The organism is Cytobacillus gottheilii (genome assembly GCF_900166665.1).
GTDB lineage: Bacteria > Bacillota > Bacilli > Bacillales > Cytobacillaceae > Cytobacillus > Cytobacillus gottheilii_A.
This window is the reverse complement of record NZ_LT800494.1, coordinates 3355278-3377835: the sequence shown is the minus strand read 5'-3', so window position 1 is coordinate 3377835 and position 22558 is coordinate 3355278. Positions and strand designations below refer to the sequence as shown.

Here is a 22558-nt window from a genome sequence, read left to right as displayed (position 1 = left end):
GAAAGAATCAGGGGACAAAAGTTTGGAGGCTTCAACATGATGGATATTATTACGATTGGGGAAGCGATGATCGCATTTAACCCAACAGCAACAGGTCCGATGAAATTTGTAAACAGTTTTGAGAAAAGAATAGGCGGTGCAGAGCTTAACACAGCGATTGGCTGTGCCCGTCTTGGCTTAAAAGCTGGCTTCATCAGCAGACTGGGGAATGATGAATTTGGAAGGTATATTCTAAATTATGCCCGCGGAGAAGGCATCGATGTTTCACAAGTTGAATTTGTAGACGGCTATCCGACTTCCGTTAATTTCAAAGAGATCATGGAAGACGGCAATGTACGAACCTTTTTCTACCGAGATAAGTCACCGACATTGACAATGACAGGGCAGGACTTAGATGAAACGTATATCAGTCAGGCAAAAATTCTTCATATTACAGGCATCTATCCTGCAATAGGCGAGAAAAACATTGGAGTGATTAAGAAGGCGATTGAATACGCCAAAAAAAATGGCGTGAAGGTTTCGTTTGATCCTAATATTCGCCTTCGCATGTGGAGTAAGGAAGAGGCCCGCAAAGTACTATTAGAAATTCTTCCGCACGTCGATATTTTACTAGCTGGTGATGAAGAAATGGAAATTATTCTCAGCGAAAAGGATCCAGCCATAATCATCGAAAAAGCGAGAGAACTAGGAATTTCAGTGATTGCAATAAAGCAAGGCGATAAAGGCTCTGTTGGGTATATGGAAGGTAATACTGTGAATGCTGCGCCTGTGAAAGCGGCAAAGGTCGTTGACACGGTTGGAGCAGGGGATGGATTTAATGCAGGTTTCATTTATGGATTTTTACATCAGTGGTCTCTTGAAAAGAGTCTTCATTTTGCGAATACGATTGGTTCCATGGTTGTTTCGGTTAAGGGAGATAATGAAGGCTTGCCCTATTTGCATGATGTTCAGGCTAGACTGGGAGAAGTGGAACGGATTGAAAGATAATAATAGATCACTCAACTGTATCAGGAATTGGCCGTTGTGGAACGGATTGAAAGATAATAATAGATCACTCAACTGTATCAGGAATTGGCCGTTGTGGAACGAAAGCGAAATGAGGTGTTATAGTGAAATTACAGCTGGCATTAGATCGATTAACAAAAGAGAAGTGTATGACCATTGCGAAAGAAACAGAGGAGAGCATTGATATTATCGAGGTTGGAACAGGTGTCATTAAAGAGTACGGAATGTCTATCATTCGAGAATTGCGCACCCTTTTTCCAGACAAAATGATCCTTGCTGATATGAAGACATGTGATGCAGGTAAGCATGAAGCTCGACAAGCCTTTGAAGCAGGTGCAGATATTACAACCGTCATGGCGTTTTCATCAGATCTGACCATAAAGGATACATTGCAGGCTGCCCGCGAAATGGGTAAACAGGTCATGGTAGATTTATTAGAGGTTCATTCGAGGGCAAGAATAGAGGAGCTTAAAGAACTTGGTGTCAAGCTTGTCAGTTTGCATGTAGGTAAAGATCAGCAAACCGTAGGGAAGTTTAACACAGAATTGTTTTCTCTAGTGTCAGGCTTTGATTTTGATGTGGCAGTAGCAGGTGGAATTAAGCTGGATAATGTACGGGATATTGCTGACCACAAGCCAGATATCATCATCGCTGGCAGCTCTCTAACAGGTGCGGAAAACCCGGCGGCGGCTGCACGCACGATGAAAGCAACTCTTCAATAATGCAAATATAAAACTCTTTAAATAATAAATCCCCGGATGAATCAACCCGGGGATTTATTTTACATTAACCTAAATTAGCGAATTCTCTGTTCAGTGCCAGCATCAAAGAAATGACCTTTGTTCATATCAAATGCAAGCTGCAGAGACTGTCCTGGTTTAATATCAGAACGGGAATCAACACGTGCAATATAATCCTGACCTGCCAGGCTTGCGTAAATCATCGTTTCAGCTCCAGTTAGTTCGGAAACATCAATTTTGGCTTGAATGGTCGTCTCTGGAAATGATTCAATCATAAGCTGCTCATCATGAATATCCTCAGGGCGAATGCCAAAAATAATGTCTTTCCCTTCATAACCTTGTTCACGAAGTGCCTTTAATTTTCCTTCTGGAACAGCCAGGGCCACATCGCCAATATGAAATTTGCCTTCCTTTAACTTGCCATTGAAAAAGTTCATAGCAGGTGAGCCAATAAAGCCGCCGACAAATACATTTTCAGGTTTTTCATATACTTCTTTTGGTGCTCCGACTTGCTGGATGATGCCATCTTTCATAACTACGAGACGAGTCGCCATAGTCATTGCTTCTGTTTGGTCATGCGTAACATAAATTGTAGTTGTTTGCAGTCGCTGATGAAGCTTGGCGATTTCAGCTCTCATTTGTACACGAAGCTTAGCATCCAGGTTGGAGAGCGGCTCATCCATTAAGAATACCTTAGCATCTCGGACAATCGCGCGTCCTAATGCTACACGCTGACGCTGTCCGCCTGATAAAGCCTTTGGCTTTCGTTCTAAATAGGCTTCAAGCCCAAGAATTTTTGCTGCATCCTGCACACGGCGATCAATTTCTTCCTTTGGAAACTTCCGCAGCTTTAATCCAAAAGCCATATTATCATATACACTCATATGTGGATATAGTGCATAGTTCTGGAATACCATGGCGATGTCACGATCCTTAGGGGCAACATCATTTACACGTTTCTCATCAATATAAAAATCACCTTGAGAAATTTCTTCAAGTCCGGCAATCATTCTAAGTGTTGTTGACTTTCCGCATCCAGAAGGTCCAACAAAGACAATAAATTCCTTATCTTTAATATGCAAATTAAAATCTTCTACAGCTGTTACCTTATTATCATAAATTTTATAGATGTGGTCTAATTTCAATTCTGCCATATGTATCAGCTCCCCGTTTTAGATAGGTTTATTGTAAAACACATGCTTCTAAAACCATATGGGAAACATGCACAAAGAAAATGAAAGCGTTTTATGCAATGTGCTGAAAAAGATTTTAAATGCTATACACAATTGGCAAAACCAATAGTGAAGAGTTATTCTTTGCTGCTTTGCTTTAAGTACAAACAGGCAAGATAAACGGTAGATGCCTGTTTAAAGTCTTTTAGATTAATCCCTGTTTTTTCACTAAACTTATCCAGTCTATACTGCAGTGTATTGCGGTGAATAAATAATTTTTTCGCAGTCATGGAAGCATTGGACCCATTATTCAAGAAGAACATTATAGTAGTTAAAAGTTCTTGGTCATCCAAAAGAAATGAAAATCTAGCCAGCAGACTGTTCTGTATGTATTCTGGCATTTCATTAATAAGGATGACGGGAAGAAGAGTCTCAAATGTAAAGATCTTTTCAGCTTGGTTTTCTTTTTTTACTGTTTCAAATATGGTCTGATCATGTTGAAAGTTTCTTGGTAAATCTTTTGTAACTCGTTGCGGTGTACCAATGTATAATGTTAAATCCGTTAAGAAATCACTCTCAATCGCATGGCAGATTCCTTCAAATTCATCTGATTGAGGTGAGTGATGATTATATTCTTCAATAATGGCGCCTTCGAACTTATTCTTCCAAAACATGATCATACTTTGGTGAAAAAAACCTTTAAAGGCTGTTTCAAAATCGTAGGGAGTCCAGTCGCCTTTTGTAAGAGAAAAGTGAATAATTCGATAGTCTGCATCTTTCGAATGATCTGGATATGCCCCGTCCTCTGCTAAAAATTGGCGCCATGACTCGGCAGCAGGTGAATGATTCTGATTTAATATTTGCGCTGGAAATAATGTCTGTAATAAATATAGTTCTTCATCTGTTAAATCAGCCTTCCGAATGCCTAACCATTGAGTGTCTTCCTGAAACCAATGATATTCAATTTTATTTTGGACAGAGTCGCTTAAAATCGAATGGGGATAATGACGATGTATTTTTAAGAGCATGATAAAACCTCGATTTTCCTTTTAAAAAAATTATAGCATAACCTTGGTTATGAAATAGTTTTAAGGTTAGTGTACATTTTTAGCATACAAAGAAAGGACATTGAAGATTTTCAAATGTCCTTTTTCGCTTATCGATTCAATTCAGAATTATGCGGCGGTGTTTCTTCCGGAAAATCAACGGCTTCCTCAATATTGGCAAACTCATCTTTTCTATGAACGGATCCGCCCGATAAACCTTCATTGATCATACGGTCAACGTCCATATAAACTTTGTCTTTTCCTTCATATTGCAGGTCTTGCGGCATATTCTTCTTTTTATGTCTGCTCATAAAAAAAACTCCTTTTTAGAAAGGCAAATTAGCATTGAGCAACTAACATATGCTCAGAAGTGCTTATACATAGCCTTTGAAAAAAAGATAAAGCCTATTCGTATACATGAAAAAGCATTAATTCATGAATTTGCGATTTAATTTTATCGAGATCCTGTGCAGGAGGTTCGGAATGTGTCCATTCAATTTTGCCATCCTGATGATAAACACCATCATACTTTTGTTTTTCAAAATAAAAATGAATGGTCCATCCTGGAAGCTGTGAAGCATTGTATAAAGGTTTAAACTGAAAATGCTGAAGCACGAATATTCCCCCTTTTATACTCAATTGTAACTGCTTATAATTAAAATCCCAACAATTAAATACAAGGAAAATAACTTTTCTGTTTAAGCAGATTAAACGGCGTATTCTCAGGGAAACTTACAGTTAGTCATGCCTATTCGTGACAAGTGTTTTTTTTCTGAAATAGAGGGAATAGAAACAATATGATACATTCAGGAGGGATTCTTTATGAAAAATAAATTAGCATTTACAACAGTAGCATTAGGAGCAGCTTACTTAATGAGAAATAAAGACGCTCGTCAAAAATTAAAACAGCAGTTTCAATCCTTTACAAACTCAAAACGTTCCTAAAGATAAAGCTGTAAAAAAGCCAGGCGAAGGTTTCGCCTGGCTTTATTTCATCCTCTTTTGAAAGGGTTTAAATCCAGTTTCTTTAAAAAACAGGGTGCAAAGCTGCTGAATTCTTTTTGATTCGATTTCTTCTTCATCAAAACTCATCGGTTTGGAATTAACCTCATAAAGATAATAATCTCCTGTGTCTGAAATGCCGGCATCTATGGAGAATTCCCCAAAAAAACCGTACGCTTCAGATAAGAGGTGTCCGAGTTTTGCTGCAATATCCTCAATGAATTGATCATGTTGCTTTGTTTGAATGAGAGTATAAGGAAGGATTTTTCCTCCGTTCGGGATATGTGTGGTAATCTGCTGAGAATTGGAGACCCTCAGCCCAATTCCTGTCACTTTATAGCTGTGATCAGCGTAGTGTACAAGTATACGAAAGTCATAGCGGGAGCCGTGTATTAAAGCAGGGGAAATGGCTTCCTGAGCGATATAATCTTTAAATTTAAACTGGCTTTCTATATCTTTCCAAAATAGTTGAAAAGAGGGATAGAGAGATTGCGCAGTGTGTGATGTGAGCGCAATAGAATGGTCTTCATTCCATTCTGCAACATATATGCCTTTTCCTTTGGCTCCGCGTGAAGGTTTTAAATAGACGCGCTTATACTGTTGAAGCAGCGATTCAAGCTGGGATGCATTGGGGTTTGTTAAGGTGGCCGGCAAATATGGAGCTAAGTCCTCTGAGGAACTGATTAACTCATAAAGTTCTCTTTTTTCAATAAAACCTGGATTGAAGAAAGGGATATTCATTTTACGAATATTTGTAATAGCTTTATGAAAGCTTTGTGTATTTTCGTGCTTTCGAAATGGTGCTCGGTTATAAATTAAATGGGGCAATGGACATGACACGGGAATCCATCTTTCTTCTGCAGGCAAATAAAGAAAGCCGTTTACACCGTTTTCGTGCAAATGTTTTGAGGTGAACACAACAGAAACTCCCCCTTGGTGCAGGAGCTCTTTCTGCAGGCGCATAAACAAAGGTCCGTTTCCGGCAAGGTTTCCGTGTTTATCTTCACCTGTTAAAATACCGACTAAGGGGCCAGCACTGTTGCCCTTTAAGGAGAGAGAGAAAGGAATCATCTCATGATTCCCTGTCTCCCTCCTTTCAACTGGCTTCCCGCTGCTTCCAAATGTCAGGACTTCATCGCTATACCAGCTTTTGTCAGAAAGGCAATAGAATACATTCATTTAATAACTTCCCCAGGTGAAGTGATGGACTTTTCAGTCAAAAAGACAGCATAGGATAAGCTGAGCTTCCGGGTCAGCAAGTCAAATTCTCTCAGCTCAGGGTGTTTAAAAATAGAGCGGCCAGGTTTGCTGTTAGCTTCGAAGAGCCATACATTTCCCAGACGGTCGAGTCCAAGATCAAAACCGATTTCACCGATTAGCCCTTCTACTGTTCCTTCCAAAGCTTTGCTTATCTCTAGAGCTGCTTTACTTAATGCATCTACAGCCTGTTTTTGTTCCTCTTTGTTTGTAAAGATTTCTTCAGCTGTCATAATGACTCCACCGCTTTTTACATGTGTCGTCACACTTCCCCGGCCGGCAACCTTAGCTGCGAGGGCAGAAATCTGCCACTCTCCATGTTCATCTTTGTTTGTATGCACACGGAAATCAATAGGACGCTGTTCTTTGCGGATTAAATGAATACCTTGCTGAACAAGCATACTATTAAGATTTCTGCTTTTAAAAATGTATTTACTTAAAGCCTCAAGGCTGCTGAACTTTTGCAATTTATTTTGTTTATTTTCATCTCGGTATCGGCAATAATAAGCCTCACCTTGGCGATCATAAATAATCTGATGAATACCCAGTCCCAGGCTGCCGTTTATTGGCTTCATATAAACATGCCCATAGTCAGCCAGCATTCTTTCAACAATGGAAAAAGAAGTGAAAGGATGTGTTTCCGGCAAGTATTTTTCTACAGAAGTTTGCTGAAGTCTTTCACTGATATCCAACTTGTTAAAAAATCCTGGGTTATACCAAGGAATGAAGTATTCTTCCTGCAGCCGTGCTTTAACGGCACGATATTGCTTTTGTCTTTCTGTTTTTCGGTTCGGCAAGCGATCATAAATAGCATTAGGGTAAGGGACTTCCATTGTAATCCAGCCTTCTTTAAAGTAAAAGTATCCATTAATCGTGCCTTGTTCCCAATTGATATGCTGTTCTCCAAAAACAAATGGAATCGCACCTATGTTGCTTTTCACAGACAGCAGCTTGGCAAAAAACATCGTCCGATCACCAATTGGTCTCATTGGGAAGGAGGTAAATCCGGAAGTGAAAATGCCAATTAGCGGTCCGATGACCATTTCCTCTCCTTCAATAAATAAATGAAGAGGCACCTTTAGATCCGGAAGTAATAAACGTTTTGCAAGCTCAGAGCTAAGGATGACTCTTCCTTCTTTTCCTGCTGATTTTACTTCTACGTTTTCTGCTGAATGGGTGCCAAATGTTATTTTCATCTGCTGTGGCAGCTTTAGGCTGCTTGGTACAATAATCGTATTATGCAAATCCTCAGATCTGCTAATTTGATATTGTTTTTTCATGGTGGTCCTCCTTAGATGGCAGATTCTTATCAGCTAAATAGTTAGCGTATAGAAGGGGGGCTTTATATAGATCATCAGAGCTTTCTGGATACAATGTGAGCATTACTTTTCTGCCGGGCTTTGAATTGATATCTAGGATCCAAATGGCTCCATTTGTATCAATCCCTATATCAATGCCCAATTCAAACAAGGGCGGAAAATGTTTTTCCAGCAATACAGGGATGGTCTCTAAAATATATTGCAATTCCTCGATGATAAAGGCACTTTGTTTTGCTGGTAAGGTTTTTAGCCAATCATCTGTTTTTGAAACCAATCCGCCTGCACTCATATTTGAAATGAGTCCATTTTTTCTGCCTGTTCGAATGCCGTTTCCAGCCTGATGCCACTTTCCACTTTTATCTTTTTGCAGAAGAAAGCGAAGATCAAAAGGCTCCTGATGCTGATTGACAAGTGTTAAGTATGGCTGATAAAAATAAGAATTATTTTCAGTGAGCTGTTCAAGCCATAATGCTGCTTTTGGGGCAGGAAAGGTTTTAGTCATATGCTGATTTTGTTTATCTGTTTCAATTAAGATATGATCCTTCAGCTTTGTTACTTTATAGATGCCGCGCCCCTGAGAGCCGTTAGCAGGTTTTAATACGACAGGCACAGTATCTTGTAAACTTTTAATAAATGCATCTGGACTAGTAAATGTTGTTGTTATAGGTAAATAGGGATTAAGCACAGTTTGGCGCAGCTGTTCGTATAATGTCAGTTTATTCGGCAGACCATATCCTATAAAAGTTAGATCCTCCCGCTTTTTCAGCCAGTCAACAATCGATGCATTATGCTTTGAATAAACACTATCTGAATAAAAACAGCGATCGTAAAGTATGGGAGGAATATCAAATTGACAGCTTTCCCACCTGTCGTTCGCAGGATTATATCGTTCTCCATCTGCTTTCTCAGTCATGGGATTAATGCTGCTTGGAATAAACCGGTAACATAATAGATTTAACGCTGAAGCTCTTTTTGCCATTTCAGTGTGATAGGTTGTTTCACTCGTTTTACTAAGAGTCATAATTCCAATGGATCGCAATTTCTATTCCTCCCCTTTAGCAGTTTGGCGAAACGCCATAGATAGACAATATTCAATGACAGCGCGGGCAGAGGGGCGAACTTTGCTTGTTTGCTCCTCTGTATTTTTTGAGGGTTTCACATTTGCTTCAATAATCCACAGTTTTCCTTCTTCATCTAACCCAATATCAATGCCGAGTTCAGCAAAGAGCCCTCCGGATTTTTGGTCAATGATCGACGAAACCTCTACGGCAAGCTCCTTCATAAGTGAGAGCTGCTGTACAGCCTGTTTGTGGTCCGTATAGATTGAAAGGATTTTCAATGGCTTTAACATTTCTCCTCCACGCGCTAAATTGGAGACAAACTGATCTTCAGCTGAGATCCGGGCAACAGCAGAAGTAGCTTTCCAGATATTTTGATAGTTTTTATGGCAAAGAATCCGAAAATCGAGCTGACGATTTTCAAATGTTTTAAGAGATAAAGCTCTTTGAACAATATAGCTTTGCTTTGTTAAATAGTGCGAAAAAAATCTGCTAAAGTGGTCATAATCCTTAAACTCTCTAACCGATCCTCGTTTCCCGGAAGTTGAGGCTTCACTATAAATAACTCCATCTGAATAATGCACGCGCAGAATGCTGCGCCCTTGACTTCCTGTTACAGGTTTAAGATAAATGCATTCATACAAATCAAGAAAATCTTTAATTGTTTGCTTATCTGCCACAGCACTTTCTGGGATATAGGCCTGCATATGCTCCTCAGGATAAAGCAGCTCATGTACATCATCTTTTGCCAGGAATCGGTCATTGAAAAGGGGGATATTCAGTTCATTGATTGTCTCTCGAAATGTTTGAAAATGATGGCTGCCTTCAAGCTTTCTGGAGTGAAGACGATTGTAAATAACACCAGGCAGCGGGAGACTTGTTTTGATCCATTGATCATCTTTAAAAATATAGCCGTTTACTTCTCCGTTAACGAAGTCTTGAAGCTTAAATACATACAGTATTCCGCCAATATCAGCAGCTGCCTGATGTAATTCCAAACAAAAGCTATGAATGGAGCGAAAATTCGCTTCTCCATTTTTCTCTTTATAATCTGTTAAAATCCCGATCACAGGACCAAGCACAAGCGTGTTTTGATTCCGCAGAAAACGGGCAAGCAGTTGAAAGGGAGCTGAATCTAATTTCCACTGCTGTAAAATATGACTGCTTAAATGAATATGATTTGTTTCAATCGCTTCAATCCGCACATGTACAGGTACGACGGTACTGCCAATCTTTATGTTCAGCGGGAGATCGGTATTGATTTTCAAGTGTTTTGCCAGTGACTGGCTAATATGCATATATTTATGGTCATTTTGAAACGTTTTAAGTGCTGCAATCGTAATAGGGGTTAAAGAAACACTCATACACATTCCTCATTTGCTCGTCTTCGATTGTGTTAGTATAATGAAAAAATAGGCAAAAGCTGATAAAGCATCGTATGATTTACGTGGACTTTTTGTGCTTTTATGAAAGAAGGTAGAGGGAATGCAAATCACGATAACCATTTTACTTATGGCCGGTATTGGAGCTGCAATCGGCGGCTTTACAAATTATCTGGCGATCAAGATGCTTTTTAAACCATATAATCCTGTTTTTATTGGAAAATGGCAGCTGCCATTTACCCCGGGATTAATTCCGAAGCGAAGAGGAGAGCTCGCTGATCAAATGGGTAAGCTAGTTGTCAATCACTTGCTTACACCAGCAAGCATTAAACAAAAATTTATGAATGAAAAGTTTCGAACTGAATTGACTCTTCTCGTTCAAAAGCAGCTTGGCAGTTTTTTAACGTCAGAACAAACACCAGAACAGCTATTTAAAAAAATGGGCATTACAAATGCAGTGGAAAAAACAGAAACACAACTTGACTTACTAGTGGAAAATAAATATGAGCAGTTTATGGGCAAATACCGTGATAAGCCGTTGCGTGACGCTTTGCCAGCTGAGATTATTGAAAAAGCAAACAGTAAAATACCGCTCATTACATTAATGATTCTGCAAAAGGGAATTTCTTATTTTTCCAGCATGGATGGGTATATGCGCATTCAGCGCATGGTCGATGATTTCGTCCGCGAAAGAAATGGAATGTTTGGCAATATGCTGCAAATGCTGGCTGGAAACATCAATCTCGCAGATAAAATTCAGCCGGAAATCATTAAGTTTCTAAAAAGTGAAGGAACGGCAGATCTAATTACGACTTTAATAAAAAATGAATGGGAAAAACTGCTTGAACGCGAAGCTGCTTTTTTTGAAGATCAATTTGAAAAAGAAAAGCTCGTTGGGATGGCCAAACGATATGTAAAGAAAGCTGTTAACGCAGAAAAGTTATATAATACACCAGTTTCGGAGCTGACTGCCAAATATCATGACACTATTGTGGATGACATGGCGCCAAAAATGGTTGCGTTTGGTGTAACCGAGCTATCAGAAAAAATAGAAACACTAATGGAACGCCTGCGCATAGCAGATATTGTAAAAGAACAGGTTAGCGGATTCTCAGTAGCAAGGCTCGAAGAAATGGTCTTCTCTATTATTAAAAGCGAGCTGAAAATGATTACGTATTTAGGCGCTCTTCTTGGAGGAATAATCGGAATAGTCCAAGGGATTATTGCACTATTAATGAATTAAAGGTATATGATTAGATTTCAAAGAACCAGTCTGTTATAGTGGTTTGGTATCCAGAAAAGCGGAAGGCGCTTGCCCAGGGACGACAAGCTTAAGGCGAGACGGCTGGAAGGTTGTCCTTTAACCTTCAAGATGGATTGACTTAAGACCTCGAGTCCCTAGCGCCTGAAGCTAGACAAAGAAAAGCGGAAGGCGCTTGCTTAGCGCCAGCAGCTAGAAAAAGGAGTGTCTATTATGGCAGTAAACGTATTTGATTCAGCATATGAACTTGAAAAAACAGTGCGTCAGAGTGAAGAATATGTTTCATTAAAAAAAGCGTACGATGAAGTGAACGCAGATCCTTCTGCAAAATCAATGTTTGATAACTTCCGTAACATTCAATTAGAGCTTCAGCAAAAGCAAATGTCTGGCCAGGAAATCAGTCAGGAAGAAGTCGAGCAGGCTCAAAAAGCGGTTGCGCTCGTTCAGCAGCATGACAAAATTTCCGCACTAATGGAAGCAGAACAGCGTATGAGCATGGTCATCGCTGAACTAAACAAAATCATTATGAAGCCGCTTGAAGATTTATACGGAGCCGGCGAGTAAGAGTGAACGGGATGGATCTTTGCTATAAGATCTATCCTTTTTTTGTGGACATTTTTAAAGTTATTTAATGAGAATCTTAACAGGTTTCAATGTATGATTTTAAGACAAATTGCCGTTACTATATAAAGATAAAAGAAAGGAGAAGAGATTGTATGAAACAAGCAATTTTCCTTGACCGCGACGGTGTTCTAAACGAAGTGCTGACCGATCGGGTCAAATTTGTTAACAAACCTGAACAGCTTTATTTACTGGAAGGTGCAGCTGAAGCAGTTGGAGAACTAACAAAAAGCGGTTATGAAATATTCGTTGTGACGAATCAGGGCGGAGTAGGCTTAGGATTCATGAAGGAAAAACAACTGGTAGAAATACATAGCAGGCTGGAAGAGCTAGTTGGGGAGCATGGAGGCAGCATTACAGAGGTGGCCTATTGCCCTCATAAACCAAAAGAAGGCTGTGAATGCCGTAAGCCAAATGCAGGGATGCTTATAAGGCTTGCTGAAAAATATGAAATTGACCTCGTAAACAGTGTGATGGTTGGCGACCATGAACGTGATATAGAGGCAGGGATTAAAGCGGGCTGCAAAACGGTGTTTATCGGTGATGGGGAAACAAAAGCAGATCGAAAAGCAAATTCTCTAAAAGATGCAGTATCGCTGATTCTGGAACTGCTGGCATAGCTGCTGATTAGAAATCAGATAAGTCCATGCCTGCTACAGTGATTGTTCTATTTCTGCTTCCGTTCTCATACAAGTGTTATAGGGACAATTTACACCATGAATGGGGGCAAAAATATGATTTATCGACTGCTCGCTTTAAATATTGATGGAACACTGCTGCAGTCAAATGGCAGGCTGCACAAATCTACAAAGGAAGCAATTGAGTATGTGCAGGAAAAAGGCATATACGTAACATTAATTACATCCCGTAGCTTTCCATCGGCTAAAAAGGTGGCGAAGGCTTTAAAATTGGACACACAGATTGTGACACATAGAGGAGCATTTATCGGCAAAACAATCGATAAACCTGTTCTTGTGAAGAGAATTGCAGAAGAAGTCACATATGATATTATCCGCTTTCTTGAAGGGTTTCCTTGTCAAATAAGAATTGTTCATGAAAAATTTGCGTTAGCCAACAAATATAAGCTTAATCATAATCTAATGGCTAAAACAGTGTTTTCATCAGGAGATCCTGTTTTCTACTCACAGCAATTTGTAGAATCAGTAAGTGAGACCATTTTAGAAGAGCCGGTTTCACCGCCAAAGATCGAAGTGTATTTTGAAAACAGCGAGGATCTAGAGGACGCAAGAACGGCCATCAGAGGAATGTTCTCAGAAGTAGACATGCTTCAGCTCAATGACCTTCGCCTTGAAATAGTGAGTGCTGGTGTTTCAAAGCTTAATGGTCTTCTATACTTAGGCGAGCAGCTCGGCATCCGCAGAAACCAAATGGTTGTCATTGGAGATGGCTTGGATGATCTGGAAATGATTGAAGCAGCCGGATTAGGTGTGGCAATGGGCAACGCCCCAGCTGAGGTCAAAAATGCAGCAGACTGGCTGACAAGAACGAACGATCAGCATGGCGTCACATACATGGTCAAAGAACACTTCCGCAAACAGCAGCCTATCCAATTTTTGCGTAAAATGAACTTATTAAAATAATATTGCCTGTCCTGGAGGCTGGGACATAAGTATTTAACACAACCACAGAACCGAATGATTAGGAAGTGAATCTTTCTAATCATTAGGTTTTTTTTTTGTTTTGTTTAACATTTAATGTTTCTAAACATGAGTGAAATGGAGCGGAGGCCCCTCGACTCCTGTGGGCAATAGAGGAAAGGGTGAGACCCAGCAGAAGCTTTGCTTCGAGGAGGCTCAGCTTTTGATCCCACGAAAAAACAGGGTCCGCAGCGCAATGGAACGGACTTGTTTAAATTGAATATTCGTGTTTTAGAAAGATTAATTTCGTTTTGTCCCACCCTCTTTTGAATATAAAGCTAAATGAAAGGGAGGTTCGTTTACACATTGAGGTTACTCTTATATTGACCTTGTATACTCTCTTTTGTAAACTTAAAGAAGTTTGTTTAAATACGATCCTATTTTCAACAGGGAAATAGTTTTTATAAAAAGGTGATTCTAGTGAAACTAATGATACAAGGTATAGAAGATGAGCGTTTTCATCGTCCGCTCCGTCTGATTGCTAATTTATTTTTTGAAGAAAGTGACATCGTGATGGACAATGAGGAAGAGAATGCTGATGCAAACATCATGTTTGAGCTATCTATGGATACAGCAGTTCAAGTAACTGTAAAGCTGAAAGATCAAAACGGAGTAAGCTATTCTGCTCAGTATGAACGTATTCTTGAAGCAGATCTGACAGAAAAAGAACAGTTTAAACAGCTGAAGCATGCTGTTTCTTATGTGTATTTAACAGTATTGCAGGATTGGACGGGTGTAAGGCAAAAATGGGGCATTTTAACCGGTATACGTCCAACTAAGCTTTTGCACCGCCATATGCAAAACGGATCTTCGCCTACAGCAGCACATCAGCAGCTAAAAGAAGATTATTTAATTACGGATGAGAAAATAGAATTAATGCAAAGGATTGTGGATCGCCAGCTTGCTGTTGTACCCGATCTATATAATCTTCAAAAGGAAGTCAGCATTTATATCGGCATTCCTTTTTGCCCAACCAAATGTGCGTATTGCACATTTCCCGCTTATGCAATCAACGGCAGACAAGGCTCGGTTGATTCATTTTTAGGCGGCCTTCATTTTGAAATTAGAAAAATCGGTGAATGGCTGCAAGAAAAAAACGTAAAAATTACGACTGTTTATTATGGCGGCGGCACACCGACGAGCATTTCGGCTGAAGAGATGGACATGCTTTATGAAGAAATGTACACATCCTTTCCGGATGTAGAAAATATCCGTGAAATTACGGTCGAGGCTGGCCGTCCGGATACGATTACTACGGCAAAATTAGATATATTAAAAAAATGGAATATTGACCGGATCAGCATTAATCCGCAATCATATACACAAGAAACACTTAAGGCTATCGGCAGACATCATAGTGTTGAAGAAACGATTGAAAAATATCATCTTGCTAAAAATATGGGCATGAATAATATAAACATGGATTTAATTATCGGACTACCAGGTGAGGGAATTAAAGAATTTTCTCATTCTCTGGATGAAACGGAAAAGTTAATGCCTGAATCTCTGACTGTTCATACACTTTCGTTTAAACGTGCTTCTGAAATGACAAGAAATAAAGCGAAGTATAAAGTGGCAGAACGGGATGAAGTTGAAAAAATGATGGAAATGGCTGAAAAGTGGACTGTTAAAAAGGGATATGAACCGTATTATTTATACAGGCAAAAAAATATCCTCGGAAACCTGGAAAATGTGGGCTATGCCCTTCCAGATCAGGAGAGCATCTATAATATTATGATTATGGAAGAGCTGCAGACAATTATTGGAATCGGCTGCGGTGCGGCAAGCAAATTCATTGATCCTCAATCAGGAAAAATCACGCATTTTGCCAATCCAAAGGATCCAAAAACCTATAATGAAAGCTTCGAAGCGTACACGCAAGAAAAAATTGATATATTGAACCATCTATTTTTACAAAAACAAGAATAAACCTTCAAGAAAAAGGCTGTAACATAAGTATTAACCATGACATAGAACTGAATGATTAGGAAGTTCATCTTTCTAATCATTCGGTTTTTTATTTGTTATTTAAAAATAGTTCTTTTAAATATGAGTGAAATGGAGCGGAGGATCCTCGACTCCGGAGGGAAATAGAGGAAAAGGTGAGACCCCGCAGGAGCCGTGCGACGAGGAGGCTCAGCTTCCTCCCCGCGGAAAGCGAGGGTCCGCAGCGCAATGGAACGCGCTTGTTTAAATGACCAAACCAATTACATTTATATTCAAGTCTTAGAAATAGAATTTCGTTTTGTCCAAGCCACTTTCTCTTTTTCAATAAAAAATTTGCACTAAAGCAGGATAATCATCATGTGAGACGAATGATATAAAGACAATCAATCATATACTTCTTAGAGTAAAATGTAAGCGTTTACTATATAAAGGAGGAATGTTTATGATGATGCAAACACCTTTGACAATGACGCAAATGATTAGAAGAGCTGAAAAGTTTTTTCCGAAAAAAGAGGTTGTATCAAGAACAGGCAGCGGAATGCAGCGCTTTACGTACAAAACAATTGCTGAACGGACTAAAAAGCTGGCTGAAAGTCTCCAGAAGCTGGGCATTAAGCGTGGAGATAAAGTTGGGACAATGGCATGGAATCATCATCGTCACTTGGAGGCATATTTTGCAATTCCATGCAGCGGGGCTGTTCTGCATACAATCAATATCCGTCTTTCTCCACAGCATATTATATACATTATCAATCATGCAGAAGATCAGGCGCTGCTGATTGATCCCGATATTTTGCCTTTAATTGAGAAGGTAAAGGAGCAACTGCCAACGGTGAAGGCATTTATTGTCATGTGTGCTGAAGATGAAATGCCAGAAACAACAATAGAATCTGTTTACAACTATGAAAAGCTGCTCCAGGAAGCAAGCGGAAACTATGAATATCCTGATGATTTAGATGAAAATGCACCGGCAGGGATGTGCTACACTTCAGCAACAACAGGCAATCCAAAAGGAGTAGTCTATTCTCACCGCGGAATCGTTTTACACAGTATGGCGCTTGGAATGGCCGATAGTGCAGCTGTCAGTGAAAAGGATATCGCTTTGCCTGTTGTACCAATGTTCCATGTGAATGCCTGGGGGCTGCCATTTGCCGCGGTTTGGTTTGGAACAAGTTTAGTTTTGCCTGGTCCGTACTTTACACCAAAATTAATAGCAGAATTAATAGAGTCTGAGAAAGTGACCATTACAGCTGGCGTCCCTACCATTTGGCTTGGACTGTTAAAAGAATTGGATGAACATAACTATAATATGAGTTCCCTGCGGAGTGTCCTCTGCGGCGGATCTGCAGCACCCCGCGGGATGATTAAAGCCTTTGAACAAAAGCATGGCATACCGTTTATGCATGCATATGGAATGACAGAAACGAGTCCGCTTGTTGTGATTTCTTCGTTAAAAAGCTATCAGGAAGAACTTTCAGATGATGAAAAGTTAAACATTAAAGCCATGCAAGGCATCCTTGTACCAGGCTTGGAAATGAAGGTGATCGGAAAAGATGGAGATGCTGCATGGAATGGCAAGGAAATGGGCGAATTAGCGATACGAGGACCGTGGATTGCTTCAGAATATTATCGTGATGAGCGATCGGATGAAGCGTTTCGGGATGGCTGGCTTTATACCGGTGATGTAGTGACGGTGGATGAAGAAGGCTTTATGAAAATTGTAGACCGGACAAAGGACTTAATTAAAAGCGGTGGTGAGTGGATCTCCTCGGTAGATCTTGAAAATGCATTAATGGCACATGAAGCCATTTTTGAAGCAGCCGTCGTTTCTGTTCCGCATGAAGAATGGCAGGAACGCCCGATCGCATGTGTAGTTATAAAGGAAGGATATAAAGAGAGAGTAACGAAAGAAGAGCTCTACAGCTTCTTACGGCCTCAGTTTGCAAAATGGTGGCTGCCTGATGATATTCTTTTCATGGACGAAATACCGAAAACCTCGGTCGGGAAATTTTTGAAAATGAGATTGAGAGATCAAGTTCGAACGATGAGTTCGAAGGTGAATTAAATCTAGGAAAAATTATGGCGCTTGGGTATTTTCTTCCGAGCGCTATTTTTGATGCTTTAACTGAGCCAAAGAAATTTTAAGTAGAAAAACGGCTAATACTCCCTTTGATAGGTGGCACAAGCAATCACTAGGAATCTCACTACTCTAAATTTTTTGAAAACAGCATATGAAATGATGTTAAAATGGTGACGATCTCTTTATAATGGAAGTGAGATGGTAAAGGAGGAATTACAATGGGGAAGGTAAATCTAAGTGTGAACGACCGAGTGGCTACGGTAGAGCTGAACAGACCTGATGCTTTAAATGCACTTGATGTGGAGATGCTGCGGGAGCTATTAAGTGTGTTAAAGGATGTGAGCAATTCGGATGGAATAGATATCGTCGTCCTGATTGGAAAAGGCAGAGCTTTTTCATCTGGCGGGGATATTAAGACCATGATGTCGGCTGAAAATGAAAGCGATTTCTATCAGGTGATGGACTGTATTAACGAATTGGTTGTTACTCTTTACAGTATGCCTATGCTGACGATCAGTGCGGTGAAGGGCGCAGCTGCTGGTCTTGGGCTGAGTTTAGCTCTTGCAACCGACTATATTATCGCTGATTCTGCCAGCAAGCTGGCAATGAATTTTATTGGCATCGGTTTAATTCCCGATGGCGGAGCACATTTCTTCCTTGAAAATAGAATTGGTGAAGATAAGGCTAAACAGCTGATCTGGGAAGGGAAGGTGATGAGCGCTGACGAGGCGTTTTCGAAAGAGATTATTCATGAAATTGCTGCGGGAGAACTGGATGATGCACTTGCCGCAAAGGTTAATAAATGGTTAAACAGTCCTGTACAGGCTATGATTAAAACGAAAAAAATCCTATCCGATAAAAACCGTCCACTGCTCTTAAAGGTGTTAGAGCTTGAAAAGCTGGGACAGGCCAAAATGAGAGAAACACAGGATCATAAAGAAGGGATCCAAGCATTTATAGAAAAGAGAAAGCCTGTCTTTCAGGGGAAATAATATTTATTAAGCGGGTTATCCAATATTGCTGATCGCATCTTGGATAGCCCGTTATTATTTTTAAGCAGCTCAATACATTTCTATTAATAAAATATCTTCTGTAAGAGGGATTGTTTTGCTCCTGGAAAGTGAATGCTAAAAAATAAGATTGAAAAAACCAGCAGAGCCCGCCTGTGGTCAGCGGTGAAATAGAATCAGTTTGCCGGCAGGGGAGGTGCAGCGGTGCGTCTTTTCGTGCATGTTTTTTTCTTGGAGCAGGGTTTCTCCTTTTGTTTTTGCTTCTTGGTCATTTTGTGCCACGAAGGCTTCATCCAGAATTTTTTCTCCGTTTTGTTCGAATGCTGTCAGTTTATAAGTTTGCATGAGAATTCTCCTTTGTGTAAATAATTCAGATTGTTACCACTATTCAATCATACAAATGTAATGAACGCAATTTTTAAATGGAACTTTTGGCTTTACTAAATCGTATATAAAGTATAGCTGATTTAAAGGAGGAGATTGTATGGCATTAAAGCTGGTCCAAGTCACAAAAAGATTTGGTTCGTTTACAGCTGTTGATGATCTATCACTGGAGATTCCAGCAAAAGAAATGTTTGGCTTTCTTGGAGCAAACGGTGCAGGTAAAACAACTACCTTTCGCATGGTCCTTGGATTAATCGATCCTACCGATGGAACCATTACATGGAAAGGGAACAGAATCGACTATAAGACAAGTCATATTATCGGTTATCTGCCGGAAGAACGTGGCTTATATCCAAAAATGAAGGTGAAAGATCAGATTGTCTATCTAGCTCGGCTGCGGGGAATGCAGAAGCAGGATGTTCTGTCTGAGCTTGATTATTGGCTGAATCGATTTAAGGTGCCAGAATATGCTGACAAGAAAGTGGAGGAGCTCTCTAAAGGAAACCAGCAAAAAATTCAATTTATCACAGCTGTTATACATAAACCGGAACTATTAATCCTAGATGAGCCATTCAGCGGACTGGATCCAGTTAATGTTGAACTATTAAAAGAAGCAGTTGTAGATTTAAAAGAAAAAGGAACAACTATTGTTTTTTCGTCTCATCGAATGGAGCATGTCGAAGAACTATGTGAACATTTGTGTATAATGCAAAAAGGAAAGCCGATTGTTCACGGATCCCTTAAAGAGATCAAACGGTCATTCGGGCGAAAAAATTTAATTGTTCATGGCGATTTTTCAATGGAATTTTTCAAGTCGCATCCGCTTGTTCTGAAGGCGAAGCTAACCGCAGAGGGTGCACATCTGCAAATTTCAAAAGAAGAAGATGCTGAGGCTATCTTAAAGGAAATAGTCGGGAAGGGATTTATCCGCAAATTTGAATTAGAAGAGCCTTCTTTAAACGATATCTTTATTGAGAAAGCAGGTGCGGCATATGAATAGTTTTTGGATTATATTATCTCATACCTACTTTTCTAAGCTAAAAACGAAATCATTTATTATTACCACGATCATTACAGCTTTGCTTGTAGCAGGATTGGCAAACATGAACAATATCATCAGCTTCTTTGAAGGAGATGAAGCGGCAGATCAAGTGCTTGTAATGGATCAGGATTCCGGCTTATACGCTTCATTATCAGAGCAGCTGCAGCTTGCAGAAAGTGAACTGATCGTTGAACAGTTCACTGGAACAGAAGAAGAGGCAGAGGAAGCAGTAACAAATGGCGAGTATAGCGGCTTACTGCTTTTATCGATAAATAGTGATAATATGCCAGAGGGATTATATAAAGCAAGAAGTGTGGCAGATTCCACAATTTCGGGAGAATTACAGGCTGCTCTTCAGCAATTGAAAACACTGATAGCAGCATCTGAAGTAAACTTAACACAAGAGCAATTAAATCAGCTTTATGATCCAGTTTCTTTTAATACAGCTGCACTTGAGGATAATGCTAAATCGGCAGAGGAATTGAATCAAGCACGCGGTCTCGTTTATGTTCTTCTCTTCGTTATTTATTTTGCGGTAATTATGTACGCAAATATGATTGCGATGGAGGTTGCCACAGAGAAATCATCCCGAGTTATGGAGATTCTTATTTCAAGTGTGCCGCCGATCCGCCAAATGTTCGCCAAAATACTAGGTGTCGCGTTATTAAGCTTGACACAAATGCTGGTAATTCTTGCAGTGGGTTATTATTTTGTTAAACAAAATCTAGACTCCATGCAGGGCGGATTTTTTGAATTCTTTGGATTTGGCGATGTTCCTGCCAGCACCATTACTTATGCTGTCGTATTCTTTATTTTAGGATACTTCCTGTATGCCACTCTTGCTGCATTTTTAGGATCACTTGTCAGCAAAATTGAAGATGTGCAGCAGATGATTACTCCAATGACTATGGTTATTGTTGCTGCCTTTTTAATAGCCATGTTTGGATTGACGGACCCTGAAGCATCTTTTGTAACGATTACTTCCTATATTCCATTTTTCACACCAATGATTATGTTTATGAGGGTGGGCATGCTGACTCTTCCGGTATGGGAACCTATTTTAGGAATTGCAATCCTGCTGATTTCAATCATTGTGCTGGCGATTTTTGGAGCTAAGGTATACAAGGGCGGCGTATTACTATACGGCAAGTCCTCTTCATTTAAAGACATAAAGAAAGCATTGCAGCTGTCGAATAAAGAATAAAATGTTTAAGGCTCCCGTTTGGGGGCTTTTTCTATGGTATTTTTATTTGTCTCATATAAAAATAATAGATGAATACAGAACGTGCATTCGCTTTTAAATTCATGTACAATAAATGCATAAAACCTGTATAAAGAGGGATCGGAATGAAAAAAGTATCATTTATTCATGCTGCGGATTTGCATCTCGACAGCGCAATGGCTGGACTGCGGCATTTGCCTCAGCCTATTTTTTCAAAGCTGAGAGAAAGCACATTTGAGTCGCTTTCTAAAATTGTGGATGCAGCAATATATCATCATGTCGATTTTGTCCTGCTGGCTGGGGATTTATTTGACGCTGAAGACCGCAGTATTCGTGCGCAGATCATTTTTATAAAAGAAATGGAACGCCTAGCAGAGGAGGGTATTTCTGTATTCGCTGTGCATGGCAATCATGACCACATGGAGGGCAGCTGGGTACATTTGCCTTTGCCAGACAATGTTCATCTCTTCTCGCATCAAGTTGAAACAATGGAATTTTTAACAGAATCTCAAACCAGAATTCACTTATATGGGTTTAGCTATCATAGCAGGCATGTATATGAGCGAATGATTCAGCATTATAAAAAAAGAGATGGAGCCGATTTTGACATTGGGATTCTGCATGGACAGCTTGAAGGAGAAAGTGAGCATGGAGCCTACGCTCCTTTTACCATCTCTGAGCTGGCAGATAAGAACTTTGATTATTGGGCACTCGGACATATACATAAAAGAAATGTGATCCAAAATGAACCTCCAATTGTTTATTCAGGCAATACCCAAGGCCGGCATGTGAAGGAAACAGGAGATAAGGGCTGTTATCTCGTTCAGCTTTCAGAAAAAGGTGCAGAGATGGCGTTTATAAAGACAGCCCCAGTTGTATGGTCCGAAAAAGAATTAAACTGTGAGGAAGCTTCTTCTTTTCAGGAAATCTATTCAAAGTGCCTGGATCTTTTAGATGAAGAAAAATTGAACGGCCAAGCAAAAATTTTAACCCTATCTCTGCAAAATACAGATCTTCCTTCAAAAGATGCAGCTGCTATTCGTGATGGGGAGCTGCTCGAGTTGCTTCAGGAACATGAAGCGGACGTGAAGGACAGCTTTACTTGGGTTGCTGATATCCATGTAAATGAAAGAAAGAAATGGAACAAAGAGAAACTGATGTCCGAATCAGCTTTTTTTGCAGAAATGTTTCATGCAGCTGACGATTTGGAAGGAATCGGTACAACCTTAGAGCTTCTATATAAGCATCCGGAAGCGAGAAGATTTTTACAAAAAAAGAATGAAGAAGATCTGAACTCTATTTCCAAAGAAGCGGAAAATCTGTTAATGCAGTTATTATATCAAGAATAAGGA

General features: G+C 39.8%; 22 protein-coding genes. 13 read left to right on the top strand and 9 right to left on the bottom strand.

Annotated features, from left to right (window positions below):
- The first annotated feature begins 36 nt into the window (after window positions 1-36).
- Together B7E07_RS16515 and hxlA are read left to right on the top strand one after the other, a co-directional pair.
- The gene (locus tag B7E07_RS16515; protein WP_080847552.1) at window positions 37-987 is read left to right on the top strand and encodes a sugar kinase; all 951 of its coding nucleotides are present in this window, start codon (window positions 37-39) and stop codon (window positions 985-987) included.
- A gap of 122 nt (window positions 988-1109) precedes the next feature.
- Window positions 1110-1727: a 3-hexulose-6-phosphate synthase gene (gene hxlA / locus B7E07_RS16510; protein ID WP_080847551.1), complete on the top strand. Its 618-nt coding sequence runs from the start codon at window positions 1110-1112 to the stop codon at window positions 1725-1727.
- Between the two features lie 74 nt (window positions 1728-1801).
- Here the strand turns inward: hxlA and B7E07_RS16505 are convergent, their stop codons facing one another.
- The 4 genes from B7E07_RS16505 to B7E07_RS16490 all read right to left on the bottom strand — a co-directional run bounded on the left by B7E07_RS16505 (window position 1802) and on the right by B7E07_RS16490 (window position 4578).
- The gene (locus B7E07_RS16505; protein WP_080847548.1) at window positions 1802-2899 is read right to left on the bottom strand and encodes an ABC transporter ATP-binding protein; all 1098 of its coding nucleotides are present in this window, start codon (window positions 2897-2899) and stop codon (window positions 1802-1804) included.
- 155 nt (window positions 2900-3054) lie between these two features.
- Entirely contained in the window at window positions 3055-3945 is an 891-nt protein-coding gene (locus B7E07_RS16500; protein WP_080847545.1) for a PucR family transcriptional regulator, read from the bottom strand.
- A 128-nt stretch (window positions 3946-4073) separates the two neighbouring features.
- Entirely contained in the window at window positions 4074-4274 is a 201-nt protein-coding gene (locus B7E07_RS16495; protein ID WP_080847542.1) for a hypothetical protein, read from the bottom strand.
- 94 nt (window positions 4275-4368) lie between these two features.
- Entirely contained in the window at window positions 4369-4578 is a 210-nt protein-coding gene (locus B7E07_RS16490; protein WP_080847540.1) for a YheE family protein, read from the bottom strand.
- Window positions 4579-4785: 207 nt separating this feature from the next.
- On the opposite strand from B7E07_RS16490, the gene B7E07_RS24480 reads away from it, so the two are divergent.
- Window positions 4786-4908 carry a hypothetical protein gene (locus tag B7E07_RS24480; RefSeq protein WP_257298207.1) on the top strand — a complete coding sequence of 41 codons (123 nt, stop codon included), beginning with the start codon at window positions 4786-4788 and terminating at the stop codon, window positions 4906-4908.
- Between the two features lie 42 nt (window positions 4909-4950).
- Here B7E07_RS24480 and B7E07_RS16485 read toward each other — a convergent pair whose 3' ends face one another.
- Genes B7E07_RS16485 through B7E07_RS16470 form a run of 4 tightly spaced genes read right to left on the bottom strand, consistent with a single transcriptional unit; the run spans window position 4951 to window position 9963 of the window.
- On the bottom strand, window positions 4951-6144 hold the full coding sequence (locus tag B7E07_RS16485) for a YheC/YheD family endospore coat-associated protein (RefSeq protein WP_080847537.1): 1194 nt from the start codon (window positions 6142-6144) through the stop codon (window positions 4951-4953).
- A complete protein-coding gene (locus tag B7E07_RS16480; protein WP_080847534.1) occupies window positions 6141-7502 on the bottom strand; it encodes a YheC/YheD family endospore coat-associated protein in 1362 nt (453 codons plus the stop codon). Before B7E07_RS16480 ends, B7E07_RS16485 begins: the two co-directional genes overlap by 4 nt.
- Entirely contained in the window at window positions 7480-8580 is a 1101-nt protein-coding gene (locus tag B7E07_RS16475; protein ID WP_080847532.1) for a YheC/YheD family endospore coat-associated protein, read from the bottom strand. The genes B7E07_RS16480 and B7E07_RS16475 overlap by 23 nt, the downstream gene beginning before the upstream one ends.
- A gap of 3 nt (window positions 8581-8583) precedes the next feature.
- Window positions 8584-9963, bottom strand: coding sequence for a YheC/YheD family endospore coat-associated protein (locus tag B7E07_RS16470; protein ID WP_080847530.1), 1380 nt, complete (start codon window positions 9961-9963; stop codon window positions 8584-8586).
- A gap of 121 nt (window positions 9964-10084) precedes the next feature.
- Here B7E07_RS16470 and B7E07_RS16465 point away from each other — a divergent pair, with 121 nt between their 5' ends.
- The 7 genes from B7E07_RS16465 (at window position 10085) to B7E07_RS16435 (ending at window position 18540) form a co-directional block, all read left to right on the top strand.
- Window positions 10085-11224, top strand: a complete 1140-nt coding sequence (locus B7E07_RS16465; RefSeq protein WP_080847527.1) for a DUF445 domain-containing protein — start codon at window positions 10085-10087, stop codon at window positions 11222-11224.
- A gap of 231 nt (window positions 11225-11455) precedes the next feature.
- Window positions 11456-11806, top strand: a complete 351-nt coding sequence (locus B7E07_RS16460) for a YlbF/YmcA family competence regulator (RefSeq protein WP_066447861.1) — start codon at window positions 11456-11458, stop codon at window positions 11804-11806.
- Window positions 11807-11958: 152 nt separating this feature from the next.
- The gene (locus B7E07_RS16455; protein ID WP_080847525.1) at window positions 11959-12483 is read left to right on the top strand and encodes a D-glycero-alpha-D-manno-heptose-1,7-bisphosphate 7-phosphatase; all 525 of its coding nucleotides are present in this window, start codon (window positions 11959-11961) and stop codon (window positions 12481-12483) included.
- A gap of 114 nt (window positions 12484-12597) precedes the next feature.
- The gene (locus B7E07_RS16450) at window positions 12598-13464 is read left to right on the top strand and encodes a Cof-type HAD-IIB family hydrolase (RefSeq protein ID WP_080847522.1); all 867 of its coding nucleotides are present in this window, start codon (window positions 12598-12600) and stop codon (window positions 13462-13464) included.
- A gap of 486 nt (window positions 13465-13950) precedes the next feature.
- The gene (locus B7E07_RS16445; protein ID WP_373886075.1) at window positions 13951-15450 is read left to right on the top strand and encodes a coproporphyrinogen III oxidase; all 1500 of its coding nucleotides are present in this window, start codon (window positions 13951-13953) and stop codon (window positions 15448-15450) included.
- Between the two features lie 463 nt (window positions 15451-15913).
- Window positions 15914-17533 carry a long-chain fatty acid--CoA ligase gene (locus B7E07_RS16440; RefSeq protein WP_176215306.1) on the top strand — a complete coding sequence of 540 codons (1620 nt, stop codon included), beginning with the start codon at window positions 15914-15916 and terminating at the stop codon, window positions 17531-17533.
- Between the two features lie 233 nt (window positions 17534-17766).
- Window positions 17767-18540: an enoyl-CoA hydratase gene (locus B7E07_RS16435; RefSeq protein WP_080847516.1), complete on the top strand. Its 774-nt coding sequence runs from the start codon at window positions 17767-17769 to the stop codon at window positions 18538-18540.
- A 177-nt stretch (window positions 18541-18717) separates the two neighbouring features.
- Here the strand turns inward: B7E07_RS16435 and B7E07_RS16430 are convergent, their stop codons facing one another.
- Entirely contained in the window at window positions 18718-18903 is a 186-nt protein-coding gene (locus B7E07_RS16430) for a YhzD family protein (protein WP_080847512.1), read from the bottom strand.
- 139 nt (window positions 18904-19042) lie between these two features.
- Here B7E07_RS16430 and B7E07_RS16425 point away from each other — a divergent pair, with 139 nt between their 5' ends.
- The 3 genes from B7E07_RS16425 to B7E07_RS16415 all read left to right on the top strand — a co-directional run bounded on the left by B7E07_RS16425 (window position 19043) and on the right by B7E07_RS16415 (window position 22555).
- Window positions 19043-19942, top strand: a complete 900-nt coding sequence (locus B7E07_RS16425) for an ABC transporter ATP-binding protein (RefSeq protein ID WP_080847507.1) — start codon at window positions 19043-19045, stop codon at window positions 19940-19942.
- Window positions 19935-21188, top strand: coding sequence for an ABC transporter permease (locus B7E07_RS16420; protein ID WP_080847504.1), 1254 nt, complete (start codon window positions 19935-19937; stop codon window positions 21186-21188). The genes B7E07_RS16425 and B7E07_RS16420 overlap by 8 nt, the downstream gene beginning before the upstream one ends.
- Window positions 21189-21331: 143 nt before the next feature.
- Window positions 21332-22555 (top strand): metallophosphoesterase family protein, encoded by a 1224-nt coding sequence (locus B7E07_RS16415; protein ID WP_080847501.1) that lies wholly within the window; start codon window positions 21332-21334, stop codon window positions 22553-22555.
- Window positions 22556-22558: the final 3 nt, after the last annotated feature.

Bases quoted from the DNA above. Each gene is read 5' to 3' on its own strand.
- B7E07_RS16515 (WP_080847552.1), top strand. From the start codon at position 37: ATGATGGATATTATTACGATTGGGGAAGCGATGATCGCATTTAACCCA.
- B7E07_RS16505 (WP_080847548.1), bottom strand. From the start codon at position 2,899: ATGGCAGAATTGAAATTAGACCACATCTATAAAATTTATGATAATAAG.
- B7E07_RS16500 (WP_080847545.1), bottom strand. From the start codon at position 3,945: ATGCTCTTAAAAATACATCGTCATTATCCCCATTCGATTTTAAGCGAC.
- B7E07_RS16495 (WP_080847542.1), bottom strand. From the start codon at position 4,274: ATGAGCAGACATAAAAAGAAGAATATGCCGCAAGACCTGCAATATGAA.
- B7E07_RS24480 (WP_257298207.1), top strand. From the start codon at position 4,786: ATGAAAAATAAATTAGCATTTACAACAGTAGCATTAGGAGCAGCTTAC.
- B7E07_RS16485 (WP_080847537.1), bottom strand. From the start codon at position 6,144: ATGAATGTATTCTATTGCCTTTCTGACAAAAGCTGGTATAGCGATGAA.
- B7E07_RS16480 (WP_080847534.1), bottom strand. From the start codon at position 7,502: ATGAAAAAACAATATCAAATTAGCAGATCTGAGGATTTGCATAATACG.
- B7E07_RS16470 (WP_080847530.1), bottom strand. From the start codon at position 9,963: ATGAGTGTTTCTTTAACCCCTATTACGATTGCAGCACTTAAAACGTTT.
- B7E07_RS16465 (WP_080847527.1), top strand. From the start codon at position 10,085: ATGCAAATCACGATAACCATTTTACTTATGGCCGGTATTGGAGCTGCA.
- B7E07_RS16460 (WP_066447861.1), top strand. From the start codon at position 11,456: ATGGCAGTAAACGTATTTGATTCAGCATATGAACTTGAAAAAACAGTG.
- B7E07_RS16455 (WP_080847525.1), top strand. From the start codon at position 11,959: ATGAAACAAGCAATTTTCCTTGACCGCGACGGTGTTCTAAACGAAGTG.
- B7E07_RS16450 (WP_080847522.1), top strand. From the start codon at position 12,598: ATGATTTATCGACTGCTCGCTTTAAATATTGATGGAACACTGCTGCAG.
- B7E07_RS16445 (WP_373886075.1), top strand. From the start codon at position 13,951: ATGATACAAGGTATAGAAGATGAGCGTTTTCATCGTCCGCTCCGTCTG.
- B7E07_RS16440 (WP_176215306.1), top strand. From the start codon at position 15,914: ATGATGCAAACACCTTTGACAATGACGCAAATGATTAGAAGAGCTGAA.
- B7E07_RS16435 (WP_080847516.1), top strand. From the start codon at position 17,767: ATGGGGAAGGTAAATCTAAGTGTGAACGACCGAGTGGCTACGGTAGAG.
- B7E07_RS16430 (WP_080847512.1), bottom strand. From the start codon at position 18,903: ATGCAAACTTATAAACTGACAGCATTCGAACAAAACGGAGAAAAAATT.
- B7E07_RS16425 (WP_080847507.1), top strand. From the start codon at position 19,043: ATGGCATTAAAGCTGGTCCAAGTCACAAAAAGATTTGGTTCGTTTACA.
- B7E07_RS16420 (WP_080847504.1), top strand. From the start codon at position 19,935: ATGAATAGTTTTTGGATTATATTATCTCATACCTACTTTTCTAAGCTA.
- B7E07_RS16415 (WP_080847501.1), top strand. From the start codon at position 21,332: ATGAAAAAAGTATCATTTATTCATGCTGCGGATTTGCATCTCGACAGC.